19 protein-coding genes and 1 pseudogene are annotated in these 21,476 nt (G+C 67.5%); 11 read left to right on the forward strand and 9 right to left on the reverse strand.

Annotation, left to right across the window (positions count from 1 at the left end; all coding sequences use genetic code 11):
- Nucleotides 1-19 precede the first annotated feature (19 nt).
- From D9X30_RS29680 to D9X30_RS03640, 3 genes and pseudogenes are all read right to left on the reverse strand, one after another.
- A complete protein-coding gene (locus tag D9X30_RS29680; RefSeq protein WP_283780707.1) occupies nt 20-154 on the reverse strand; it encodes a hypothetical protein in 135 nt (44 codons plus the stop codon).
- A gap of 38 nt (nt 155-192) precedes the next feature.
- Entirely contained in the window at nt 193-1,290 is a 1,098-nt protein-coding gene (locus D9X30_RS03635) for an LssY C-terminal domain-containing protein (protein ID WP_228770938.1), read from the reverse strand.
- Nucleotides 1,287-2,671 (reverse strand): annotated as a pseudogene (locus tag D9X30_RS03640) (LssY C-terminal domain-containing protein). Before D9X30_RS03640 ends, D9X30_RS03635 begins: the two are co-directional and overlap by 4 nt.
- Nucleotides 2,672-2,836: 165 nt before the next feature.
- Here D9X30_RS03640 and D9X30_RS03645 point away from each other — a divergent pair.
- From D9X30_RS03645 to D9X30_RS03670, 6 genes are all read left to right on the forward strand, one after another.
- Nucleotides 2,837-3,397, forward strand: coding sequence for a lipid-binding SYLF domain-containing protein (locus D9X30_RS03645; RefSeq protein WP_153948238.1), 561 nt, complete (start codon nt 2,837-2,839; stop codon nt 3,395-3,397).
- Nucleotides 3,398-3,831: 434 nt separating this feature from the next.
- Nucleotides 3,832-4,746, forward strand: coding sequence for a dihydrodipicolinate synthase family protein (locus D9X30_RS03650; protein ID WP_153948237.1), 915 nt, complete (start codon nt 3,832-3,834; stop codon nt 4,744-4,746).
- A 97-nt stretch (nt 4,747-4,843) separates the two neighbouring features.
- On the forward strand, nt 4,844-5,488 hold the full coding sequence (locus D9X30_RS03655) for a TRAP transporter small permease (protein ID WP_153948236.1): 645 nt from the start codon (nt 4,844-4,846) through the stop codon (nt 5,486-5,488).
- A 4-nt stretch (nt 5,489-5,492) separates the two neighbouring features.
- The gene (locus tag D9X30_RS03660) at nt 5,493-6,758 is read left to right on the forward strand and encodes a TRAP transporter large permease (RefSeq protein WP_153948235.1); all 1,266 of its coding nucleotides are present in this window, start codon (nt 5,493-5,495) and stop codon (nt 6,756-6,758) included.
- Nucleotides 6,759-6,813: 55 nt separating this feature from the next.
- On the forward strand, nt 6,814-7,815 hold the full coding sequence (locus D9X30_RS03665; RefSeq protein WP_092595631.1) for a TRAP transporter substrate-binding protein: 1,002 nt from the start codon (nt 6,814-6,816) through the stop codon (nt 7,813-7,815).
- Between the two features lie 75 nt (nt 7,816-7,890).
- On the forward strand, nt 7,891-8,577 hold the full coding sequence (locus tag D9X30_RS03670; protein WP_153948234.1) for a GntR family transcriptional regulator: 687 nt from the start codon (nt 7,891-7,893) through the stop codon (nt 8,575-8,577).
- 28 nt (nt 8,578-8,605) lie between these two features.
- Here D9X30_RS03670 and D9X30_RS03675 read toward each other — a convergent pair whose 3' ends face one another.
- The 3 genes from D9X30_RS03675 to D9X30_RS03685 are packed head-to-tail and all read right to left on the reverse strand — an operon-like array spanning nt 8,606 to nt 12,038.
- Nucleotides 8,606-9,853 (reverse strand): CaiB/BaiF CoA transferase family protein, encoded by a 1,248-nt coding sequence (locus tag D9X30_RS03675; protein ID WP_153948233.1) that lies wholly within the window; start codon nt 9,851-9,853, stop codon nt 8,606-8,608.
- 2 nt (nt 9,854-9,855) lie between these two features.
- Nucleotides 9,856-10,845 carry a Bug family tripartite tricarboxylate transporter substrate binding protein gene (locus D9X30_RS03680; protein WP_153948232.1) on the reverse strand — a complete coding sequence of 330 codons (990 nt, stop codon included), beginning with the start codon at nt 10,843-10,845 and terminating at the stop codon, nt 9,856-9,858.
- A gap of 35 nt (nt 10,846-10,880) precedes the next feature.
- Nucleotides 10,881-12,038, reverse strand: coding sequence for an acyl-CoA dehydrogenase family protein (locus tag D9X30_RS03685; protein ID WP_153948231.1), 1,158 nt, complete (start codon nt 12,036-12,038; stop codon nt 10,881-10,883).
- 136 nt (nt 12,039-12,174) lie between these two features.
- Between D9X30_RS03685 and D9X30_RS03690 the strand changes: the two genes are divergently transcribed.
- The 4 genes from D9X30_RS03690 (at nt 12,175) to purT (ending at nt 17,422) form a co-directional block, all read left to right on the forward strand.
- A complete protein-coding gene (locus tag D9X30_RS03690; protein WP_153948230.1) occupies nt 12,175-12,960 on the forward strand; it encodes an IclR family transcriptional regulator in 786 nt (261 codons plus the stop codon).
- Nucleotides 12,957-13,781 (forward strand): IclR family transcriptional regulator, encoded by an 825-nt coding sequence (locus tag D9X30_RS03695; protein ID WP_153948229.1) that lies wholly within the window; start codon nt 12,957-12,959, stop codon nt 13,779-13,781. Before D9X30_RS03690 ends, D9X30_RS03695 begins: the two co-directional genes overlap by 4 nt.
- A gap of 215 nt (nt 13,782-13,996) precedes the next feature.
- Nucleotides 13,997-16,177 (forward strand): TonB-dependent siderophore receptor, encoded by a 2,181-nt coding sequence (locus D9X30_RS03700; protein WP_153948228.1) that lies wholly within the window; start codon nt 13,997-13,999, stop codon nt 16,175-16,177.
- A gap of 42 nt (nt 16,178-16,219) precedes the next feature.
- Nucleotides 16,220-17,422, forward strand: coding sequence for a formate-dependent phosphoribosylglycinamide formyltransferase (gene purT / locus D9X30_RS03705; protein ID WP_153948227.1), 1,203 nt, complete (start codon nt 16,220-16,222; stop codon nt 17,420-17,422).
- 60 nt (nt 17,423-17,482) lie between these two features.
- Here the strand turns inward: purT and D9X30_RS03710 are convergent, their stop codons facing one another.
- Both D9X30_RS03710 and D9X30_RS03715 read right to left on the reverse strand, forming a co-directional pair.
- Entirely contained in the window at nt 17,483-18,820 is a 1,338-nt protein-coding gene (locus D9X30_RS03710) for a mechanosensitive ion channel family protein (protein WP_153948226.1), read from the reverse strand.
- Nucleotides 18,821-18,924: 104 nt separating this feature from the next.
- Entirely contained in the window at nt 18,925-19,242 is a 318-nt protein-coding gene (locus D9X30_RS03715; RefSeq protein ID WP_153948225.1) for a DMT family transporter, read from the reverse strand.
- Between the two features lie 108 nt (nt 19,243-19,350).
- Here D9X30_RS03715 and D9X30_RS03720 point away from each other — a divergent pair, with 108 nt between their 5' ends.
- Complete coding sequence (locus tag D9X30_RS03720; protein WP_153948224.1) at nt 19,351-20,244, forward strand: LysR family transcriptional regulator; 894 nt, start codon at nt 19,351-19,353, stop codon at nt 20,242-20,244.
- Nucleotides 20,245-20,262: 18 nt separating this feature from the next.
- On the opposite strand, the gene D9X30_RS03725 is transcribed toward D9X30_RS03720, so the two are convergent.
- Nucleotides 20,263-21,462, reverse strand: a complete 1,200-nt coding sequence (locus D9X30_RS03725; protein WP_153948223.1) for an HD-GYP domain-containing protein — start codon at nt 21,460-21,462, stop codon at nt 20,263-20,265.
- Nucleotides 21,463-21,476: the final 14 nt, after the last annotated feature.

The raw sequence follows: 21,476 nt of genomic DNA on the forward strand, positions 1-21,476 counted from the left end.
TGCCCCGCCCCACGGCAGCCTAGCGCGCCTGCGCGGTGTCCTCGGCGGCATGCTGATCCTTTTCGGTGGCGTCGGTCTTCGCGGGCTGGCCCAGGGGCACCCAGTCCAGGATCTCAAGATCCGCAATGCTGAGCGGCCGGGTCACGAAGAACATGACCGCGCGCAGACCGTCGGTAAAGTACCGCGCCCCGTTCAGGCTGCTGCGCTCCTGCTGCCGGATGACCGGCCCCACCCGGTCACAAAGCCGAGCTTTTCCAGGCCTTCGGAGTAGATGCAGTCCTGAACCACCATGTTCCGGGCCTCGTCCACGTCTTCGTGCAACATGGACTGCGCCGGCGCGGCCCCGAGACGGCCACCGGCTGGCCGGCCAATCTGCAAGACGTAGACCGATTGCCCCCGATAGCGAAACGGCGCCAGCCAGGCACGCATCCAGTTTGGTGACACCGACCCGGCAGGCCCCTGCTTGCGCAGGACGGCGTCCGGGACGCGGCCGAACACATACTGCGTGTCGTCGAGCGGCTGGTGGTTGCGGCGGTAATTCCGGCGCACCATGGCCGCCCCGAAATCCTCCAGCCCGCCGATGGCCACCCCGTTCAGCGGATCGCCGCCGTGCTGGCCGCTGGCGTCGGTGGCGCAGCATGGCAGGCGTTCCAGCGCGGCACGCAGCGACGCCAGGTCCTGATAGTCCGTCACCTGCGGATCGGGGTACGTGAACAGCGACCGCGAGAAATTCGGGTCATCGGCGTCATCGGGCACCCTGAGGAACAGCGTGAAGACCACCAGGTGCTGGTTGCCGAGCAGATCCACATTGAGCAGCTTGGTGCCGCGCGCGGCGTTGGTGAACACGATGCCCGAGCGGGTTTCACCGGGCGGCACGGGATTGTGGAATCCCGCCTGGTTGAACCAGTCGTCGATCTCGGCATTGCTGCTGCCGCTGAACCACCCGTGCAGCGACCACGCGACTTCGAGCGGCGAGAAGTAGTCGGGATCGGTTCCGGTGCGCAGCAGCGCCAGCGACTGCGGGGTGTCGTTGCGCACCTCGATCCAGACCGGCTGCACCCCCAACGCACCGATATTCGCGCCCAGCAGGCGGTGGCTTTCCATCTTGCCCAATACGGCGGCGCGCAGCGTGATGCTTTCCTTCGTGACGCTGACCGCCCGGGCTCGCAGCGGCGCGTCGCCGTCCGGGGCGGGCCGTTGCCAGGTGGTGCATCCCGCCAGCAGTAACGCCAGGCAGGCCATCAGCGCCAGGGCAGCCGCCCAGTGCCGGACACCCGGGGTGGCCATCATCGCCCCACCCCGACACCCGTGGCACGGCGCCCGTCCGGCCCGTTCTCGTCATGCCAGCTGAAGCGGCGGATCGCCGACAGCGACACCGGGCGCTGGTAGAACACCATGACCAGGCGGTCACCGTCCGTGTAATACGGGTCGGTGGTCAGGTTCTGGCGCGGCGCCTGCTGCGGCGCCGGACCAACGCCACCCACATAGCCAACCACGGCCAGGCTCTGGGAGTACGCCATGTCCTCGGCCAGCGCCGTGCGCGCCTCGTCGACATCGGGGTCGATCTTGTGGGTCGTCAGCGTGGGGGAATGGATCGTCATGCGGCTGCCGATATCGCGGCTGATCTGGCTCACCCATACCGGCTTGCCCTGATAGCGCATGGGGCTGAGCCAGAGCCGCAGGTGGTTGCGCTGGTGAACCGAATCGCGGGCCTTCTGCAGCGCCAGGTCCTGCGGACGGCCGACAGGTAGAGATCGCTGACCGGCGCGTTCAGGTAGCGATCGCCCGACAGCGCCGATGTCACCACGCGCATGATGGCCCCCGACCATTTCGTCTCGGTCGGACGCCAGCCGCGCCGTACCAGGGCCGGGAAGGCGTCATCGAGGCCGCCCACGATGATCAGGTTCAACGGATCGCCGTTGCGCGAGCCGTCGCCATTGGTGGCGCAGCATGGCAGCGACTCCAGGGCGGCCCGGAATGCGGCATCGTCGTCGAAGTCACGGATGGCCCCGGGCGGATAGATCTCGCGCGTGAAGACCTTGCTGGCGTGATAGTCGCCTCGGAAGCCGGGCACCACGGTGAAGACCGAGAACGTGCGCGTGCGCCCATCGGCAGCCAGGTCGATCTGCACCAGCTTGACGCCTTCCTCCAGGCTGGTCAGCACCATGCCCGAGACGGTCTGGCCGGGCGGCACCGGATTGCGGAAGGCCAGCGCCGCAAAGCGGTCGTGCAGCTGGCGTTTCACATCGGCGGACTCGTTTGCGGCGAACGCGTCGGCGGCCTCGGAGGCCGGTACAAAGTTGGGATCGAGTCCGGGGAACAGCAGGTAGTACGGCCGGTCGTCGTCATTGCGAACCTGCACCCAGACCGGCTGCGTGGCCTTGTCGGCCAACGGCACGCCATAGACGTCCGCGCTCTCGCGCGCCGACAGGACCGAGACGGCCACGCTGACGCCGCCGTCGGCGCGCGTGACGGCCCGCGAGCGGAAGTCGCCCACTGCTTGCTGGCGCTCCGGCGCGGCACAAGCCGCCAACACCAGCAACGCCATCGACGCACAAACCATAGCGGCAGATTTCATGGCTGCCCCGGCGAACGCGGAACCGACTGTCACGGGTTCGGAGCAGGCCGAAAGCTGGCCGCATCCAGGCCAGATTGCCGCACTGCCTTCCATCGTCTAGTCTGGGATACGTTCCCGCGTTTCACAAGAAAGAGCTGCCCCCGGGCGCACGACAGTACGGTGAACCGGCGATCGAACGAGGCAACCGGCATGCTGCACACTGGCCGGCGCTGCAAAAGCAAGGGGCCTGGCGCCCCGTTACGAAGAAAGGGGGCAGCAATGCATCGACGAATCGCCATCCTGGCACTCCCCACCCTGATCGCAGTCCCGGCGATCGCACTGGGCGCAAGCAAATCCGAAAAGCAGGCCGAGGTGCGCACCGCTGCGCAGAAGGCGCTGGATGCGCTCTACAAGGCGCAGCCATCGGCCCGCAGCGCCGTGGCTTCGGCGGCCGGCTATGCGGCTTTCAGCAATTTCGGCATGAAGATCCTGCTTGCCGGCAGCGGCACGGGTGAAGGCATCGCGGTCAACAACAAGACCAAGGCCATGACCTACATGAAGATGGTCGAGCTGCAGGCGGGCCTTGGCATCGGGGTCAAGAAGTTCCAGCTGGTCTGGGTGTTCGAGAAGGAATCCGCGCTGAACGACTTCATCCAGTCAGGCTGGACCTTCGGCGGACAGTCGACCGCCGCGGCCAAGGCCGGCGACAGCGGCTCGTCCTACCAGGGCGCACTGGCCGTCGGGCCGGGAATCTGGCTCTACCAGATCACGGACAAGGGCCTGGCGCTGGAACTGACTGCCAAAGGCACCAAGTACTACAAGGATGACGAACTGAATTAAGTCGCTACAAAAAAGCGGCAGGCCCTGGGGCGGCAAGACCGGCCCCGGGGCATGGCTTGCCTGCTGAACGGCCCCCGCGACGTCGCCGTGCCTGATCCAACCGATGCCCGTCCACGCGAGCCGTCTCGGTGCATGCCCCCGCCTGCGGTGCATGACGGCGTGCATGCGTGCCCCGGGATGTCCCATCGAGCCCCTTCCAGACCCCGGCCCTGCCCGGCCTGACCCGCGCCTGCCCCGGCGTGTCCCCCGCCAATCCGCCGCCTGACGCCGTTTTCCGGCCCACCGCCTATTCGGGTTTCCACTGGCATGGATCGTGCTGGATTATTTCGCAAAGATATCCTTAATATATTTAAAAGATATTTTCACGCGGCGCACCGGGGCGTTCGACAGACCGCCCGGTGCGCAGCCTCACCTTCCCAACCGAGGAGTTCCTCATGAGCAATCCGCGCTGGACCGGCATCTTCCCGGCCGTCACGACCAAGTTCCACGCCGACGAGCGCATCGATGCCGAAGGCACCATCCGCCATATCGACTTCCAGATCCGCAACGGCATCCACGGCCTGGTCACGTGCGGATCGCTGGGCGAGGCCAGCACGCTGTCGCTGGAAGAAAAGCTCGACGTGGCGCGCATTGCGCTGGAGGCCGCCGACGGCCGCATTCCCGTGCTGGCCAATGTGTCCGAGACCAGCACGCGCGACGCGCTGCGCTACATCGACGGCGCCAACAAGCTCGGCGTGGCCGGCTTCATGGTCATGCCGTCGGTGATCTACGTGGCCGACGCCCGCGAGGCCATGCAGAACGTGCGCGCCATGGCCGAGGCGGCCCAGAAGCCGGTGATGGTCTACAACAACCCGGTGGCCTACCGGGTCGATCTCAAGCCCGAGCACATGGCCGAGCTGGCCGACTGCAAGTGGATCGCGGCCGTCAAGGAAAGCACCGGCGACATCCGCCGCGTGACCGACCTGCGCAACACCGTGGGCGACCGCTACCAGATCTTCATGGGCGTGGACGACCTGGCCTACGAAGGGCTGGCGCTCGGCTGCGACGGCCTGCTGGCCGGCGTGGGCTGCGCCTTCCCGCGCGAGACCGTGGCGCTGTTCGACCTCATGCGCGCCGGCAATTTCGCCGAGGCACTGAAGCTCTACCGCTGGATGACGCCGATGCTCCATCTCGACGTGTCGAACAAGCTCGTGCAGAACCTGAAGCTGATCGACGCCATCGTGGGCGTGGGCACCGAACACATGCGCCGCCCGCGCCTGCCGCTGATCGGCGAGGAACGCGCCTTCGTCGAAAAGGTCGTGCGCCAGGCGCTGGCCACGCGGCCGGCCCAGTACCAGTCGGTGGCCTGACGCGCGCGATGCCGGCCGGCGCCGACCAGCGCGCCGACTGGCATCCAACTTGCACGATCCGGCCCGTCCGATATCCACGCACAGGAGCTTTACAGCCATGCCCGACCTCTCCTCGATCACGGCGGATGCAGCGCCCGCCAGCCCGCCCGTGGCGCGCCCGGTGCGCTGGGTGCTGCGCGCCTCCGACGCCGTGCTGGCCGTGGAGCGCCTGGCGCTTGGCGGGCTGATGACGCTGCTGGTGCTGCTGATCCTGCTGAACGTGGCCACGCGCTACGCCGGCCTGCCGCTGTACTGGGTGGACGAGGCGTCGGTCTATTCCGTGGTGTGGCTGACCTTCGTCGGCGCATCGGTCATGACGCGCCTGCGCCTGGATTTCGCGGTGGGGCTGCTGACCGAGCAGCTGCCGCCCCGGCTGCAAAAGGCCGCCAAGGTCATCGCCACGGGCGGCGTGCTGGTGTTTGGCCTGGCCATGATCGCCATGTGCTGGCTGTGGATGGACCCGGTCGGCATCGCCAGTTTCCACTTCGACGCAAAGGAATACGCGGCCCAGTCGTTCAACTTCCTCTACACCGAGCACACGCAGACACTGGAATGGCCGATGTGGGTGCTGCAGCTGATCATGCCGCTGTTCGCCTGCACGCTGAGCCTGCATGCGCTGGCCAACCTGCTCGAAGACCTGGACCTGGCGCCGCGCCGGGCGTACCCCGAGTTCTACGTCGGCGATGCCGAATCGGTGAACTGAAGCCATGACCACCACCTTCTTCTTCTGCGCCGTGATGCTGGCCGGCGTGCCCATCGGCATCTGTCTGTGCCTGTCCGGGCTGGCCTTTATCTTCAGCACCGGCGACACCGTGCTGCTGCAGTCGTTTCCCACGCAGATGTTCGCCGGCGTGGACAGCTACGGCCTGATCGCCATCCCGCTGTTCATCCTGATCGGCGAGATCATGAACAGCGGCGGCATCACGCGCCGGCTGGTGGACCTGTCGATGGCCTTCGTCGGCTCGGTCAAGGGCGGCCTGGCGTACGTGAACATCCTGGCCAACATGCTGGTGTCGTCGATCATCGGCTCGGCCACCGCGCAGGTGGCCATCATGGCGCAGGTCATGGTGCCCGAGATGGAAAAGCAGGGCTACGACAAGACCTTCGCGGCGGGCCTGACCGTCTACGGCGGCATGCTCGGCCCCATCATTCCACCGTCGGTGATGTTCGTGGTCTACAGCGTGCTGGCCCAGGTGGCGGTGGGCGACATGCTGATCGCCGGCATCCTGCCCGGCGTGCTGCTGACACTGCTGTTCTTCGTGATCATCGCCATCATGGGGATGTTCTACAACTACCCGCGCAGCGCCCGCCAGACGCTGCGCGAGCGCGCGACGACCGTGCTGCAGGCCAGCCCGACGCTGCTGATACCGATCGTCATCGTCGGCTCGATCCTGGCCGGCCTGGCCAATCCCACCGAGGCCGCCGCCGTGGGCGCGCTGGCCGCGGCCCTGGTGGGGCGCTATGTCACGAAGGAATTCGACTTGCGCACGCTGCCGGCCATCCTGCTGCGCTCGGCCATCTACTCGGCCATCGTGCTGTTCCTGGTGGCGGCGGCGGCCGTGTTCTCGTGGCTGCTGATCTACGGGAAGATCCCGCAGATGGTGGCCACCTGGATCCAGACCGTGGCGCACAGCCCGATTGCGTTCCTGCTGCTGGCCAACGTCATCCTGCTGATCATCGGCACCGTCATCGACGGCATTCCGGGCCTGATCATGACCGTGCCGATCCTGCTGCCCGTGGCCACCGAGGTCTATCACATCGACCCGCGCCACTTTGGCGTGGTCATCGTGATCAACCTGGTGCTGGGGCTGATGTCGCCACCCGTGGGACTCAGCTTCTTCGTGGCGTCGGCCGTCACCGGCGCCAAGCCCGGCAAGATGTTCATGATCACCCTGCCCTTCTTCCTGATCAGCTGCGTTGGACTGGTGCTGCTGTCGCTGTTCCCCAGCCTGTCCATCGGACTGCTGAAGTAGCCGCTTCCCTTCCCTCTCCCACCTCGACTTCCCCCGAAACGTACAGGAGCCTGCCATGTCCCACTTCACCCGCCGCCGCTTTCTGAAGACCACCGCGCTGGCCACCGCCGCCGCGCCGCTGGTGATCACGTCCACCACGCGCGCCGCTACCACGAAGGAATTCCGCCTGGGCCTGATCACGCCGGCGGGGCATTCCTGGAACCGCGCCGCCGTGGCGTTCGGTGAATCGCTGAAGAAGGAAACCGACGGCCGGCTCAGCGTCACGGTGTTCCACTCGGGCCAGCTTGGCAACGAATCGGCCATGATGCAGCAGTTGCAGTCGGGCGCGCTGGACATGGGCTGGATCCAGGCCGCCGAACTGGGCTCGCGCGTATCGAGCGTGGCCGCCATCAACGCGCCCTACCTGGTGCGCTCCACGGCCAGCGTGGCCAGGCTTGTGCGCACGCCGGCCGCGCTGAAGCTGCTCGATGCGCTGCCGCGCGAGACCGGTACCATCGGCCTGGGCTGGGGCATCACGGGCATGCGCGTGGTGTTCGCCACCAAGGACATCGGCTCGCCCGACGACCTCAAGGGCATGAAGCTGCGGATCAACCCCACGCCGGTCTACCGCGACTTCTACTCGATGCTGGGCGCCGCCCCCACGCCGATTCCCACCCCGGCCGTGTTCGACGCCATGACCAACGGGCAGGTGGACGGGCTGGAAGCCGACATCGAACTGTCGTGGAACCAGCGTTACGACAAGATCTCGAAGGCGCTGCTGCCGATGAACGCGCTGTTCATGCCGTTCGCGCCGCTGGTGTCGGGCCGCATCTGGGCCGGGCTCGATGCCAGGGACCGCGACCTGGTGCGGCAACTGGTCAACCAGGCGCTGACGGCGCAGATCAACGACATCGTGACCACCGAAGCCGGCCTGGTGGACAAGCTCAAGCAATCGTCTGTGGCCTTCAAGAGCGCATCGAGCTACGACCCGCAGCCGGTCGTGAAGAAGTTCGACGAACTCTGGGTGGCCAAGGCCCCGGCCATCCCCGAGCTGCGCAAGATCGGCGCCACGCTCTGACGCACCGCCCGCCTGCGGCATAATGACGGCCACCGCCAGCCCCGCCGGCTGGCGGGCCCCGCTCCTTCGTTCGAGATGCCTAACGCTTCCAGTTCCCTGGGTACGACCACACACGCGCCGGAAACCGGCAAGCGCCGCGCCGCCGATATCGCCTATGACCGGATCGAGACCATGATCTCGAAGCTGGAGATCGCGCCCGGCAGCCCCGTGGTGGAGGCCGAACTGGCCGAAATGACCGAGCTGGGCCGCACGCCGGTGCGCGAGGCGCTGATGCGCATGGTGTCGATGGGCCTGATCGTGCAGCAGCCGCGGCGTGGGCTGATGGTGTCGACCATCGACGTGATGGACCACCTGGACGTGATTGCCACCCGCCGCGTGCTGGAACGGCTGATCGCCGCCAGCGCGGCGCGGCGCGCCACCGACGCCCAGCGCAAGGCGCTGCTGGCCAGCGCCCAGAAGATGGTCAAGGCGGCCCAGCGCGGCAACCTGGACGAATACATGGCCGCCGACCAGGCGCTGGACCACGTCAACCATGCCGCCTGCCGCAACCGGTCGGCCGTGAAGGCCGTGATCCCGCTGATCGTGCAGTGCCGCCGCTTCTGGTACGCGTACCAGCACGAAGGCGAGATTGCCGAGGGCGCCCAGGCGCATCTGGCGATGGCCAGCGCCATCGCCAGCGGCAACGAGGCCGAAGCCGCGCGCGGCGCCGACCTGCTGATGGACTATCTGGAGCGGTTCGCGCGGCGGGTGATCGACGCCTGACCGCCGGTCTTCCCGCCGGCAGCCTCCCTCAGACCACCCCGTCGCGCTTCAGCCCGTCGATATCGTCGGCGGTCAGCCCCAGCCCGCCATACACCTCGGCATTGTGTTCGCCGACGCCCGGCCCGCTGCGCGCCGGGGCCGGCGCATGCCGGGAAAACCTTGGCACCACGCAGGGGGCCGGAATCGTGCCCAGATCCGGATCGGGCAGCCGCACGATGGCCTGGCGCGCCCGGAAGTGCGGATCGTCGACGATATCGGCAATCGAGAAGATCTTGCTGAACGGAATCTCGTGCGCGGCCAGCGCCTGCGCCACGTCCGCGTAGGCATGCGCCGCGAACCAGTCCTTGATGGCCGCGTCCAGGGCGTCCAGATGCCGCACGCGCGACGGATTGGTGGCAAAGCGCGCATCGTCGGCCATGGCCGGCTGGCCAATGGCCTGGCACAGCCGCCGGAAGATCGGTCCCGACGAGGCCACCAGCGACACCCACTGGCCGTCAGCCGTCGCGTACATGTTCGACGGCGCCGTGTACGTGGCCCGGTTGCCGGCGCGCTCGCGCACCTGGCCCAGTTGCTCGTATTCGACGGCCAGCGGTTCCAGCACGCGGAACAGCGCCTCGGTGGCCGCCAGGTCGATCTCCTGGCCCGGCATGGTCTCGTTGCCCGCGCGGCGGCGCTCGGCCATGGCGCTGGCAATGGCAAACGCGCCAAACAGGCCGGCCACCATGTCGCCCATCGGATAGTTCATGTGCAGCGGCGCGCCGCCGGCTTCGCCGGTCAGGTTCGTGAATCCGCTCATCGCCTCGAAGATCCGCGCAAACCCGGCGCGCTGCGCGTAGGGGCCGGTCTGGCCGAAGCCGGTCAGGCGCAGCACCGTCAGCCGGGGGTTGGCGCGATGCAGCGTGGCCAGGTCCAGGCCCCAGCGGTCGAGCGTGCCGGTGCGGAAGTTCTCGACCAGCACGTCGAAGTCGGGCAGCAGTTTCAGGAACAGTGCACGGCCAGCCGGCTTGCGCACATCGAGCGTGATGCCGCGCTTGCCCCGGTTCGTGACCTTCCAGTACAGCGCCAGATCGCCCTTGACCGGCGCCAGGCCGCGCAGCGGATCGCTGCCGTCGGGCAGTTCCAGCTTGACCACCTCGGCGCCCATGTCGGCGCACAGCGTGCTGGAAAACGGCGCGGCCAGCACCGTGGCCATGTCGAGAATGCGGATGCCGGCCAGCGGGCCCGGGCCGGCGTGCGCGGATGCGTGCGGGGTTGCGTGAGTGGATGCGTGCGTCATCGTCAGTCCAGCGTGGTGCCGGTGGATTTCACCAGCGCCGCCCACCAGGCGGTATCGGTCCGGATCTGCTGCGCGAACTGCTCGGGCGAATTGCCTACCGGCTCGGCACCCTGTTCGATCAGCCGCTTGCGGATCTCGGGCCGCGCCAATACCTTGACCATGGCCTGGTTCAGGCGATCGACGATCGGGCGCGGCGTATGGGCCGGCACCATCAGCCCCTTCCACGCCGTCACCACGTAGCCCTTGAGCCCGGCTTCCTCGGCGGTGGGCACGTCTGGCGCACCCGAGGCGCGCTTGTCGCTGGTCACGGCCAGTGCCCGGAGCTTGCCCGATTGCACGTGCGGCCAGATCGCCGGCATGTTGTCGATCATCAGCGTGATATGGCCGGCGATCAGGTCGGCCACGGCCGGGCCGCTGCCCTTGTACGGCACATGCTGCATCTTCAGGCCGGCGGTCTGGTTCAGCAGTTCGCCCGCCAGTTGCGCCGGGCTGCCGTTGCCGGGCGAACCGAAGGTGATCCGGTTCGGATGCGCGCGGGCATAGGCGACGAACTCCTTGACGTTCCTGACCGGCAGCGACGCGTTGACCGCCATCATGTTGTGGTCGCGGGCAATCATCGTGACGGCCGCCAGGTCGCGCGCGGGGTCGTAGCTCATCTTCGCGTACAGGCTCGGGTTGATGGCGATCTGCCCGGCGGCGGCCATCAGCAGCGTGTAGCCGTCCGGCGCGGCCTTGGCCACGATATCGCCGCCGATATTGCCGCCCGCGCCGGGCCGGTTCTCGACGATGACGGTCTGGCCCAGTTCCTCGCGCAACGGCTCTGAAATCAGCCGCGCGACGATGTCGGTGGACCCGCCCGGCGCGAATGGCACCACCAGGCGGATGACCTTGCTGGGATATTTCGCATCGGCGTCGGCCGCGTGGGCCGGCATCATCGGCGTCAGGGCCATGCCGCACGCCAGGCCGGCGGCAATCAGGATGGGCTTGAACATGTCGTCTCCGTCTTTATCCATGGTACGGCTGCCGCTCAGCGGGTGCCGGCCTGCGCAAACGTGCGTTTGGCAATATTGAGCTGATGGATCTGGCTGGTGCCCTCGTACAGCCGGAACAGTCGCACGTCGCGGTAGAAACGCTCGATGCCGTAGTCGGCGATATAGCCGTAGCCGCCAAACAGCTGCACGCAGCGGTCGGCCACGCGGCCGCACATCTCCGACGCGAAATACTTGCAGATCGACGCCTCCATCGTCACGTCCTGCCCGTCGTCGCGCTTGCGGGCCGTGTCCAGGATCAGCGCGCGGGCCGCGTGGATGTCGGTCTGGCAGTCGGCAATCATCGCCTGCACCAGCTGGAAGTCGGCCAGCACCTGCCCGAACTGCTTGCGCTCGGTGACGAACCGCACCGCATCGTCGAGCATGCGGATGGCCGGTCCGGTACACAACGCGGCCAGGTGGATGCGCTGCTTGTTCAGCACCTTCATCGCCGTCCTGAAGCCCTGGCCTTCCTCGCCGCCGATCAGGTTGGCGGCCGGCACGCGGCAATCGTTGAAATAGACCTCGGACACCGGCGATCCGGCCTGCCCCATCTTCTGGTACGGCTGCCCGGTGCCGAGCCCCGGCGTGCCGCGCGGCACGATGAACGCCGAGATGCCGCCCGCGCCGGCCTTGTCCGGATCGGTGCGCGCCATCACCGTGAAGAGCCCGGCAATGGGCGCATTGGTGATGAAGCATTTGGTGCCGTTCAGGATGTAGTGATCGCCATCGCGCACGGCCGTGGTCTTGAGCGCGGTGGCGTCGGAGCCTGCATCGGGCTCGGTCAGCGCGAACGACCCGGTCAGCTCGCCACTGGCCAGCAGCGGCAGGTAGCGCGCCTTCTGCTCGGGCGTGCCGTCGGCCACCAGGGCCTCGGAGCCGATCCCGGTATTGGTGCCCACACGGGCGCGGAATGCCACCGAACACTGCGACAGTTCCATCGCGGCCAGCACCAGTTCCTCGGTGGTCATGCCCGCGCCGCCGTATTCCTCCGGAATCGAATAGCCGAACATGCCCTGCGCGGCCATGGCGTCCACCACGTCGTCGGGCACCAGGTCCCGCGCGGCCACCTCGGCTTCGCGCGGAACCAGCCGCTCGCGCACGAAACGGCGCAGCGACTGCAGGAACGGCTGGAATACGTCCGGATCACGAATCATCGTCTCGCTCCCTCGATCTCTTCTCTTGTGATGGGCCCAAGCGTACCGCCCGCTTCGATATGCCGGCAGCATTGTTTCGCTATCTTGAACACCGGACGGTCCGGCGCCATACTGGCTTCGGTAGGATGACAACCCGATGCCCGCACCCAAATCCCCCCGCCACCATCCCGATCCGGCCTTCGCCACCACGCTGGCGCACGGCCTGGCGCTGCTGCAGTGCTTCCGGGTGGGCGAAACGGTGCTCAGCAACAGGGAGCTGGCCGAACGCACGGGGCTGTCCAAGGCCACCATCAGCCGGCTGACCTACACGCTGGCCGTGCGCGGGCTGCTGCTCTACGACGACCGGCTGCGCCGCTACCGGCTGGGATCGACGGCGCTGTCGCTCGGGTATCCGCTGCTGGCCAGCCTGCGCGTGCGCCAGGTGGCGCGCCCGCTGATGAAGACGCTGGCCGACCGCATGGGCGGGTCGGTGTCGCTGGGCCTGCGCGACCGCCTGCGCATGGTCTATGTGGAAACCAGCCGGGGCCACGACGCCATCGCGTTCCGGCCCGATATTGGCGCGTCGCTGCCGATGCTGGCTTCGGCCATCGGCCGCGCCTGGCTGGCCCAGGCCCCTGCCGACCTGCGCGCCACCGTGCTGGCGGGCCTGCGCGAGGCCGAGCCCGACGACTGGCAGCGCCATGCGGGCGCCATCCCGGCTGCCATCGACGATCTGGCGACGCTTGGCTTCACGCGCTCGCCCGGCGACTGGCTGCCCGATGTCCACGCCGTAGCCGTGCCCATGCGGCAGCCGACCGATGGCGAAACGCTGATGTTCAACTGCGGCGTGCCCGCCACCCGCATGAGGCCCGGCAAGCTCGAACGCGAGATGGGACCGCGCCTGATCGAACTGGTGGCAGAAGTGGAGGCGCTGCTGGCATGACACGCGACATCCTCCCCGGCAACCCCGCCCCGCCTTTGCCAGCCGCGGGCGACGATCCGGCCGACCGCCAGTTCGCCCGCACGCTGGCCAACGGCATCGACATCCTGCTGGCCTACCGCCCCGGCGAGGCGCTGCTGGGCAACCGCGATTTCGTGCAGCGCACTGGTCTGTCGAAATCCACGGTGGCGCGGCTTACCCATACGCTGGCCGTGCTGGGCTACCTGCGCCATGAGGCGGCGCTGGGCAAGTACCGCCTGGGGGCGCCGGTGCTGGCGCCCGGCTACCCGCTGCTGGCCAGCATGCAGATCCGTCAGGTGGCGCGCCCGCTGATGAAGGCGCTGGCCGATGAAACAGGCGGCGCCGTGTCGCTGGGCATCCGCGACCGCACCCAGATGATCTACGTGGAAACGGCGCGCTCGACCGACAACCTGGTGATGCCGCCCGATATCGGCGCGGCACTGCCCATGCTGACCACCGCCATCGGCAAGGCATGGCTGTGGCGCGTGCCGGCCGAATTGCGCGATCCGGTATTGAACCGCCTGCGGCTGGCGTCGCCCGACGCCTGGCGCCGCGCCGAACCGGCCCTGGCCCAGGCGCGGCAGGATCTGGACGTGCTCGGCTATTGCTCGAACCGGGCGGAATGGCGACACGACGTGTTCGGCTTCGCCGTGCCGCTGTGCAAGCCGGTCGATTCCCAATGGTTCGTGGTCAATGGCGGCGTCCCGGCGCGGCCGGGCACGTTCGACACCGTGCAGAAGCGCGTCGGGCCACGCCTGGTCGCCCTGGCGCGCACGCTGGAAGACCTGCTCGGACTGCGCTGACGGCCGGCCTCCCCCCGGCCGTCAGCGGACCGGCGCCTGTCCTGTCCGGATTGCATTCCCACTGCGACATGTTGGAAATATGACGAAGCCCCTGGGCAAGCCACGGCTTTCCCTTGACGGTGCAACGGTTCAATGGGCATCATTCGCCCCTCGATACCGTAATGCGACTTGTTCGTATTACGGTTTACGTTTTCATTGACGAGCCAATCCGCACCATGACGTCCTGTCCGTCGCCGGCATCCCGCCGCCAGCACGCGCCCTCGCGCATCCGCCCTCTCGCCGCCTTTGCCCGCATGGCTGTCGTGGCCGGTTTTCCGCTTTGCGGAACGGCCATGGCCCAGACCGCACCGGCCGAACAGGCCCTGCCGTCGGTGACCGTGAGCGCCACGCAGGACATCGATCTGGGTCCGCAGCTTCAGAAAAAGGCCTCCGGCGGTGCGCTCGGCAGCCGTTCGCAGCTGGACACGCCGTTTTCCACCACGGTCGTCAGCGGCGAAGACCTGGCTGACCGCCAGGTGACCAAGGTCGGCGACGTGTTCTTCAACGACGCCTCGGTGTCGGACAACAGCAACGGCAACAACGCCTGGGCGTCGTACGCCACCGTGCGCGGCCTGCAGCTGGACTGGCGCAATGCGTTCAAGATCAACGGCATGCCGTTCATCGCCTACGGCATTACGCTGCCCTACGAACAGCTGGAACAGGTGGAACTGCTCAAGGGCGCGTCCGGCTTCATGTACGGCTTTGGCAATCCGGGCGGCACGGTCAACTACGTGACGAAGAAGCCGACCGACCAGTTCACGGCCAGCGTGGAACTGGGCTACCGGTCGTCGCATGTCTGGACCGAGCACGTGGACGTGGGCGGCCGGGCCGGCCCGGACAAAATGTTTGGCTATCGCCTGAACGTGACCCACGAGGAAGGCAAGCCGGCCAATGCCGTGGGCATCAACCGCAATTCGGTGTCGCTGGGCCTGGACGCCCGCCTCACGCGCGACCTGACCTGGACGTTCGACAGCCTCTACCAGGACCGCAATACCTGGGGCGCCACGCCGTCGTTCTACTTTGGCAGCCTCGCCGGCAACCAGCTGCCCGGCGTGATCAGCGGCCGCGGCGGTCTCTACGCCGGCCCGGACACGCATTTCTACTCCAACCTCCAGGTCTACCAGACGGGCCTGCGCTACGCCCTGAACCAGGACTGGACGGTCAGCACGACCTACAGTTTCAGCAAGCAGGCGCGCAGCCGTAACGAAAGCACGTTCTTCGTGTCGGACGCTGCCGGCAACTACACCAGCTCGCGCTACGACGGGGCCGAGAACCAGCAGTTCAGCAACTGGACGACGATGGTCGAGGGCAAGTTCCGCACGGGCCAGTTCCGCCACGAACTCGTGGCCGGCGTGAGCTGGCAGCAGCAGATCGACCGCTATACGAGCAACTTCTTCAACGACCCCTCGCTGGCATCCGGCAACCTGTATGGTCCGTACACGGGCGTGCACTACAGCAACACGGCGTTCCAGAAGTACCGCGCCGGCGATACCACCCAGAAGGCCGCCTTTGTCAGCGACACGATGCACCTGACCGACAAGTGGTCGGTGCTGGCCGGCCTGCGCGTGACCAACTACGAGCAGAACAGCTTCACTGGCACCGGTTCGGGTGACACCAGCTTCACCCGGAACGGGCTGCTGACGCCCACCGCGGCGATCATGTTCAAGCCGATGCCAAGCACCACGCTGTACGCCAGCTACGTGGAGTCGTTCGACGGTGGCGGCGTGGTGGCCTCCAACTACGCGAACGCCGGCCAGGGCCTGACGCCGGCCCGGAGCCGCCAGTACGAGGTGGGCGCCAAGACCGACCAGGGCATCTGGACGGGTACCGCGGCGCTGTTCCGCATCGAGCGCCGCAGCGAATTCGCGCGCGACAACGGCGCGGGCGCGCTGCCGACCTTCGTGCAGGATGGCCAGTCGGTCTATCAGGGCCTGGAACTGGCCGGCTCGTCGCGGATCGGCTCGCAGTGGGAAGTGGGCGGCAGCGCGATGTTCCTGCACGCCGAGTACACCGAAGGCGATACCAACATCGGCAACCGCGTGGCGGGCGCCCCGAACTTCATGCTGACCGGGCGTGTGGCTTACCGCATCCCGTTCGTGCCCGGCCTGAAGGTGGGCGTGGACGGCAAGTACACCGGCCCGATGAAGGCCGACGCCGCCAACCACCTGAACCTGGGTGGCTACACGGTGTTCAATCTCGGCGCCACGTACAACACGCGCGTGTCCGGCAAGGAGCTGACGCTGCGCGCGGCGCTGACCAACCTGACCAACAAGCGATACTGGGGCTTCCAGTACGAAAACTACGCCCAGCCGGCGGACCCGCGCGCCCTCAGCCTGAGCGCGAAGATCGCGTACTAGGATATACAATCGCGGTTTTTCCTTCCCGCCGAGCCCCCCGCCATGACCACCCTTGGAACCCCCCTCTCCCTGTCCGCCACCAAAGTCATGCTGCTGGGCTCCGGCGAGCTTGGCAAGGAAGTGCTGATCGCGCTGCAGCGTCTGGGCGTGGAGACCATTGCGGTAGACCGCTACGAGAACGCGCCGGGTCAGCAGGTGGCACACCACGCGCGCACCATCACGATGAGCGATGGTGACCAGCTCAAGGCGCTGATCGAGGCCGAGCGCCCCGACCTGGTGGTGCCCGAGATCGAAGCCATCGCCACGCCGATGCTCGAAGCCCTGGAAGCCGCCGGCGTGGTCCGCGTGATCCCCACCGCCCGCGCCGCGCGCCTGACCATGGACCGCGAAGGCATCCGCCGCCTGGCCGCCGAAACGCTGGGCCTGCCCACCAGCCCGTACAAGTTCTGCGATTCGCTCGAAGAACTGCAGGCCGCCATCGACGGCGGCATTGGCTACCCGTGCGTGGTCAAGCCGGTCATGAGCAGTTCTGGCAAGGGCCAGAGCAAGATCGACGGCCCCGAGGATGTCAAGGCGGCGTGGGACTACGCCATGGCCGGCGGCCGCGTCAGCCACGGCCGCGTCATCGTCGAAGGCTTCATCGATTTCGACTATGAAATCACGCTGCTGACCGTACGCGCGGTGGGTGCCAACGGCCAGGTGGAAACGCAATTCTGCGAGCCGATCGGCCATGTGCAGGTGGCGGGCGACTACGTGGAAAGCTGGCAGCCGCACCCGATGCACCCGAAGGCACTGGAATCGGCCCGGCATATCGCCCGCGCGGTGACGGCGGACCTGGGCGGCCAGGGCCTGTTCGGCGTGGAATTGTTCGTCAAGGGCGAGCAGGTCTGGTTCAGCGAAGTCAGCCCGCGTCCGCATGACACCGGCATGGTGACGATGATCTCGCAGTGGCAGAACGAATTCGAGCTGCACGCCCGCGCCATCCTCGGCCTGCCGGTCGACACCAGCCTGCGCGCCCCAGGTGCCAGCGCGGTGATCTACGGCGGCGTCGACGCGGAAGGCATCGTGTTCGACGGCGTGGACGAGGCCCTGCGCGTGCCGCAGACCGAGCTGCGCCTGTTCGGCAAGCCCGAGTCGTTCACCAAGCGCCGCATGGGCGTGGCGCTGGCCTACGCCGCCGATGTGGAAACCGCCCGCGATCGCGCCAAGGAAGCCGCCGGCAAGGTCAAGCCGCGCAAGGCCTGAGCCCAGCCTGAGCCCTCCTGCCTGAGCCCAGCCTGAGCACGGCCTGAGGGCTTTCTCCCCTCACATCACCCGGTCTGCCCGATCCGTCGGCGCCGCCATCGGCTCGCGCGCGCCCGGGTCGGCCGCCGCCGCGGCCAGCGCCGCATGCGCGCCGCGCGGGGAATCGCGCAGGCCGCTCAGGTCTGCACCTGACGGCGACTGGTACAGGCGCAGCCCCAGCTCCGGCAGGATCGCGAACAGGTGGTCGAAGATGTCGCCCTGGATGCGCTCGTAGTCCATCCAGCCCGTACGCGTGCTGAAGCAGTAGACCTCGATCGGAATCCCCTGGGAGTCCGGCTCCATCATGCGCAGGTTCAGCAGCAGGTCGTGATGGATATCGGGATGCGCGCGCAGGAACGCGATGCCATAGGCGCGGAACGTGCCCAGGTTGGTCAGCCGGCGCCGGTTCACCGGGTCGGCGTCCGGGCCCTGCAGCGCCCGGTTGGTCTGCTCGACCTCCTGCTGCTTGACCTCCAGGTAGTCGTGCAGCAGCCGGAAGCGCATCAGCGCGCGCACTTCGGCATCGTCCAGAAAGCGTACCGACGTGGCGTCGATGCGCAGCGTACGCTTGATGCGCCGCGCGCCGGACTCGAACATGTGCCGGTAGTTGCGGTAGCTCTCCGAGAACAGCTTGTAGGTCGGCACCGTGGTCACGGTGTTGTCCCAGTTCTTCACCTTGACCGTGTGCAGGGCGATGTCCATGACGAAGCCGTCGGCATTGGACTGCGGCATCTCGATCCAGTCGCCGATGCGCAGCATGTCGTTCGACGTCAGCTGGGTACTGGCCACCAGCGACAGCAGCGTGTCCTTGAACACCAGCAGCAGCACCGCCGAGATCGCGCCAATGCCTGACAGCATCCACAGCGGCGAGCGGTCGATCAGGATCGACAGCACCAGCACGCCGCACACCAGCCACAGCGCCAGCTGGGCAATCTGCACGTACCCCTTGATCGAGCGGGTCTGCGCGCGGCGGCTGTTGGCGAAGACGGTCTGCCAGGCGCCGAGCACGCCCGACAGCATCAGGAACACGCTGACCCACGTGCCGGCATGCGCCAGCCGCTCGATCAGAATCGAAAACTTGCCCAGGTCGGGCACCTGGCTGATGCCGACCGTGATCACGGCCAGGAACACCGCATAGCCCAGCCGACGATAGGTGCGGTGGCGCATCAGCGCGGCCGCCCAGTCGCGGTTGCCCGACAGGCTCAGCACGCGATACACCACACGGCCCACCACACGGGCCACCAGCCACTGCGCGATGGCGGCAATCACCAGCAGCGCGAGCACATACAGCGAGATCTGCGCCCAGGGATGGGCGGGAATACGTTGCTGGAACAGGTCCAGCAGGGCGTCAAATGTCATCAAGGCAATGCAAAGGCAATCGGTTCGGAACAGGCGACAAGTCTACTAGCCATGCGCCCGGGCGCCACACTTTGCATGCCTGATCCTGCAAATTCGGACGTGTCTCACGCCGGAAGCAGCTTCAGGCCGCCGATCCCGACAAAGATCAGCGCGATCAGTGCCAGCCGGGCCGGCGACGCGCTTTCGCCAAGAAACAGGATGCCCACCAGCGTCACGCCGATGGCCCCGATGCCGGTCCAGATCGCATAGGCGGTGCCCACCGGCAGTTGCCGCAACGCCGCGCTGAGCAGGTAGATGCTGGCCAGCGCCGCGCCAATGCCCAGCAGCGTCGGCCCGGGCCGCGTCCAGCCATCCGTATGTTTCAGGGCCAGCGCCATCACGATCTCGATCAGTCCTGCCACGACCAGCAGCGTCCATGCCATGGTGTTCTCCTCAAATCGGGCAACCCCGGTTGCCCTTCCTTGCGCCACACTGTAGGCTATGCAAATCGGCATAACAATTCGCGTAAATCGCGGAAAGGCAATGCAAAAATGCAGGAGGCAGACTGGGACGACCTGCGCGTCTTTCTGGCCGTAAGCCGGCACGGGTCGCTGGCGGCGGCGGCGCGGGCGCTGCGGGTCAATCATTCGACCGTGCTGCGGCGGCTGAACAAGCTGGAGGAAGACCTTGGCACGCGGCTGTTCTCGCGCGACCTGGGCGGCTATGTGATGACGCCGGCCGGCGAAACGCTGGCCGGGCAGCTTGACGGCGTGGGCGAACAGATCGACGCCGCCCAGCGCGTGCTGGCCGGGCGCGACACCGAACTGGGCGGCCCGCTGCGCGTGACCACCACCGATACGCTCGCCTATGGGCTGCTGATGCCGATCCTGGCCGATTTCCGGGTCCGGCATCCGCGTATCGAACTGCAGGTGGTGATCCACAACAACTTCCTGAACCTGACCCGCCGCGAGGCGGACGTGGCCGTGCGGCCGGCCTCGGCGCCGCCCGATCACCTGCTGGGCCGGCACGTGGGACGGCTGCAGACCGCGCCCTATGCGTCGCGCGACTATCTGGACCGGATGGAAGCACCGGCCCACGCGCACTGGCCCGGCCATTGGTGGGTGGTGCCGGACGACAGCCTCGCGCATCTGGCGCAGGCCCGCTGGGCGCTGGCCAACGTGTCCCCGGACCGCTGCGCCGTGCGCGCGGACAGCCTGGTGGCCATGGCGCAGGCCGTCCGGCTTGGCATGGGCGCCGGCATGCTGCTATGCATGCTCGGCGATGCCGACGCGTCGCTGGTGCGGCTGGCCGAGCCCGACCCCGCGCTGGACACCCCGCTGTGGCTGCTGACCCATCCGGACCTGCGCCACAGCGCGCGCGTGCGCGCCTTCAACGACTTCGTCACCGACGCGCTGCGGCTGTCGCCCTGGGTGCTGCAGGACTGAAACGCCCTGCGCGCCGCCCTACTTTGCGTGCGGCGCGTACATCGCCATGAGCTGCTCGTCGCTGAAGCCCCACTGGCGGGCGTCCTCGAACGCGATCACGGTGTCGTCCGCCTGGGTCAGGTCCAGCACCTCGGGTGGCAACGGCCTGGCGTCGGGCACCGAGTAGAACACCATCACACGCGGGCGCAGCGGTTCGCCTTCGTTCTGGCCGCAGACTACCGCCAGCCGGCCCGAACGCAGCCGCAGCACGGTGCCCAGCGGGTAGATGCCGATGGTGCGCGTAAACGCCTTGAATACGCGGCGGTCGAACAGCGTGTCAACGCGCACCGCGATGTATTCCATGGCGCGCGCCGGCGACCACGCCGGGTGTTTCGGGCGCGGCGAGGTCAGCGAATCGTAGGTGTCGCAGATGGCCGCGATCTTGGCGTGGACGCTGATCTCGTGCTCCAGCAGCCCGAACGGGTAGCCGCGCCCGTCCACCCGTTCATGGTGGTGCACGCAGACATCGAGCGGAATGTTGGTGTAGAGCCGTGCCTCGTTCAGGATGCGGTAGCCGGCCGACGGATGGCGGCGCATCTGCTCCTCTTCCGACGGCGACAGGTCGCCGCCCTTCATCAGCAGGGATTCGGGCAGCGTCAGCTTGCCGATATCGTGCACCAGCCCGGCCAGGCCCAGTTCGCGCACCTCGCCGTCGGGCAGCTTGAGGTTGCGGCCCACGGCAATCATCAGCGCGCAGACCGAGAACGAATGCAGGTACGTGTAGTCGTCCTTGACCTTGAGCCGGGCCATGGCCAGCAGCGCCTGCGAATGGCGCGACAGCGATGTCGACGCCGAATCCACCAGCAGCAGCGCGCCGTGCGTTTCGAGCGCGCGGCCCATGCGGATGTCGTTGAACAGGTTGCCGACCAGCACGCGGCCGGTCTTGATCAGTTCGCGCGCACGCTCGAGTTCGTCCTCGAAGCTCGACTCGGGATCGTCGCTGGCGTCGCTGGCGTCGTTGGCCTCCATCATCTCCGGCGCCGCCGGTGTCGGCAGGTTCCGGCCCTTGAGGATGTCGATCCAGACGTCCTGCACGTTGGCGGACTGGATCTGCTCCACCTGCTCGTCGCTCGTCACCAGAAAACGCGACCGCCAGAACGGGTGGTTGATCCACGGCCCGCCCAGCCTTGCCACGAACATGCCAATCTGCAGCTGTTCCGCCTTGATTCTTCTCAGCATGCAATCGCCCCTAT

The sequence above is a fragment of the Cupriavidus sp. U2 genome, assembly GCF_009663685.2.
Taxonomy (GTDB): Bacteria; Pseudomonadota; Gammaproteobacteria; order Burkholderiales; family Burkholderiaceae; genus Cupriavidus; species Cupriavidus necator_C.

What these genes read in the sequence shown, in the direction of transcription:
- D9X30_RS29680 (WP_283780707.1), bottom strand. Translation starts at nt 154, where the DNA reads ATGTTCTTCGTGACCCGGCCGCTCAGCATTGCGGATCTTGAGATCCTG.
- D9X30_RS03635 (WP_228770938.1), bottom strand. Translation starts at nt 1,290, where the DNA reads ATGATGGCCACCCCGGGTGTCCGGCACTGGGCGGCTGCCCTGGCGCTG.
- D9X30_RS03645 (WP_153948238.1), top strand. Translation starts at nt 2,837, where the DNA reads ATGCATCGACGAATCGCCATCCTGGCACTCCCCACCCTGATCGCAGTC.
- D9X30_RS03650 (WP_153948237.1), top strand. Translation starts at nt 3,832, where the DNA reads ATGAGCAATCCGCGCTGGACCGGCATCTTCCCGGCCGTCACGACCAAG.
- D9X30_RS03655 (WP_153948236.1), top strand. Translation starts at nt 4,844, where the DNA reads ATGCCCGACCTCTCCTCGATCACGGCGGATGCAGCGCCCGCCAGCCCG.
- D9X30_RS03660 (WP_153948235.1), top strand. Translation starts at nt 5,493, where the DNA reads ATGACCACCACCTTCTTCTTCTGCGCCGTGATGCTGGCCGGCGTGCCC.
- D9X30_RS03665 (WP_092595631.1), top strand. Translation starts at nt 6,814, where the DNA reads ATGTCCCACTTCACCCGCCGCCGCTTTCTGAAGACCACCGCGCTGGCC.
- D9X30_RS03670 (WP_153948234.1), top strand. Translation starts at nt 7,891, where the DNA reads ATGCCTAACGCTTCCAGTTCCCTGGGTACGACCACACACGCGCCGGAA.
- D9X30_RS03675 (WP_153948233.1), bottom strand. Translation starts at nt 9,853, where the DNA reads ATGACGCACGCATCCACTCACGCAACCCCGCACGCATCCGCGCACGCC.
- D9X30_RS03680 (WP_153948232.1), bottom strand. Translation starts at nt 10,845, where the DNA reads ATGTTCAAGCCCATCCTGATTGCCGCCGGCCTGGCGTGCGGCATGGCC.
- D9X30_RS03685 (WP_153948231.1), bottom strand. Translation starts at nt 12,038, where the DNA reads ATGATTCGTGATCCGGACGTATTCCAGCCGTTCCTGCAGTCGCTGCGC.
- D9X30_RS03690 (WP_153948230.1), top strand. Translation starts at nt 12,175, where the DNA reads ATGCCCGCACCCAAATCCCCCCGCCACCATCCCGATCCGGCCTTCGCC.
- D9X30_RS03695 (WP_153948229.1), top strand. Translation starts at nt 12,957, where the DNA reads ATGACACGCGACATCCTCCCCGGCAACCCCGCCCCGCCTTTGCCAGCC.
- D9X30_RS03700 (WP_153948228.1), top strand. Translation starts at nt 13,997, where the DNA reads ATGACGTCCTGTCCGTCGCCGGCATCCCGCCGCCAGCACGCGCCCTCG.
- purT (WP_153948227.1), top strand. Translation starts at nt 16,220, where the DNA reads ATGACCACCCTTGGAACCCCCCTCTCCCTGTCCGCCACCAAAGTCATG.
- D9X30_RS03710 (WP_153948226.1), bottom strand. Translation starts at nt 18,820, where the DNA reads ATGACATTTGACGCCCTGCTGGACCTGTTCCAGCAACGTATTCCCGCC.
- D9X30_RS03715 (WP_153948225.1), bottom strand. Translation starts at nt 19,242, where the DNA reads ATGGCATGGACGCTGCTGGTCGTGGCAGGACTGATCGAGATCGTGATG.
- D9X30_RS03720 (WP_153948224.1), top strand. Translation starts at nt 19,351, where the DNA reads ATGCAGGAGGCAGACTGGGACGACCTGCGCGTCTTTCTGGCCGTAAGC.
- D9X30_RS03725 (WP_153948223.1), bottom strand. Translation starts at nt 21,462, where the DNA reads ATGCTGAGAAGAATCAAGGCGGAACAGCTGCAGATTGGCATGTTCGTG.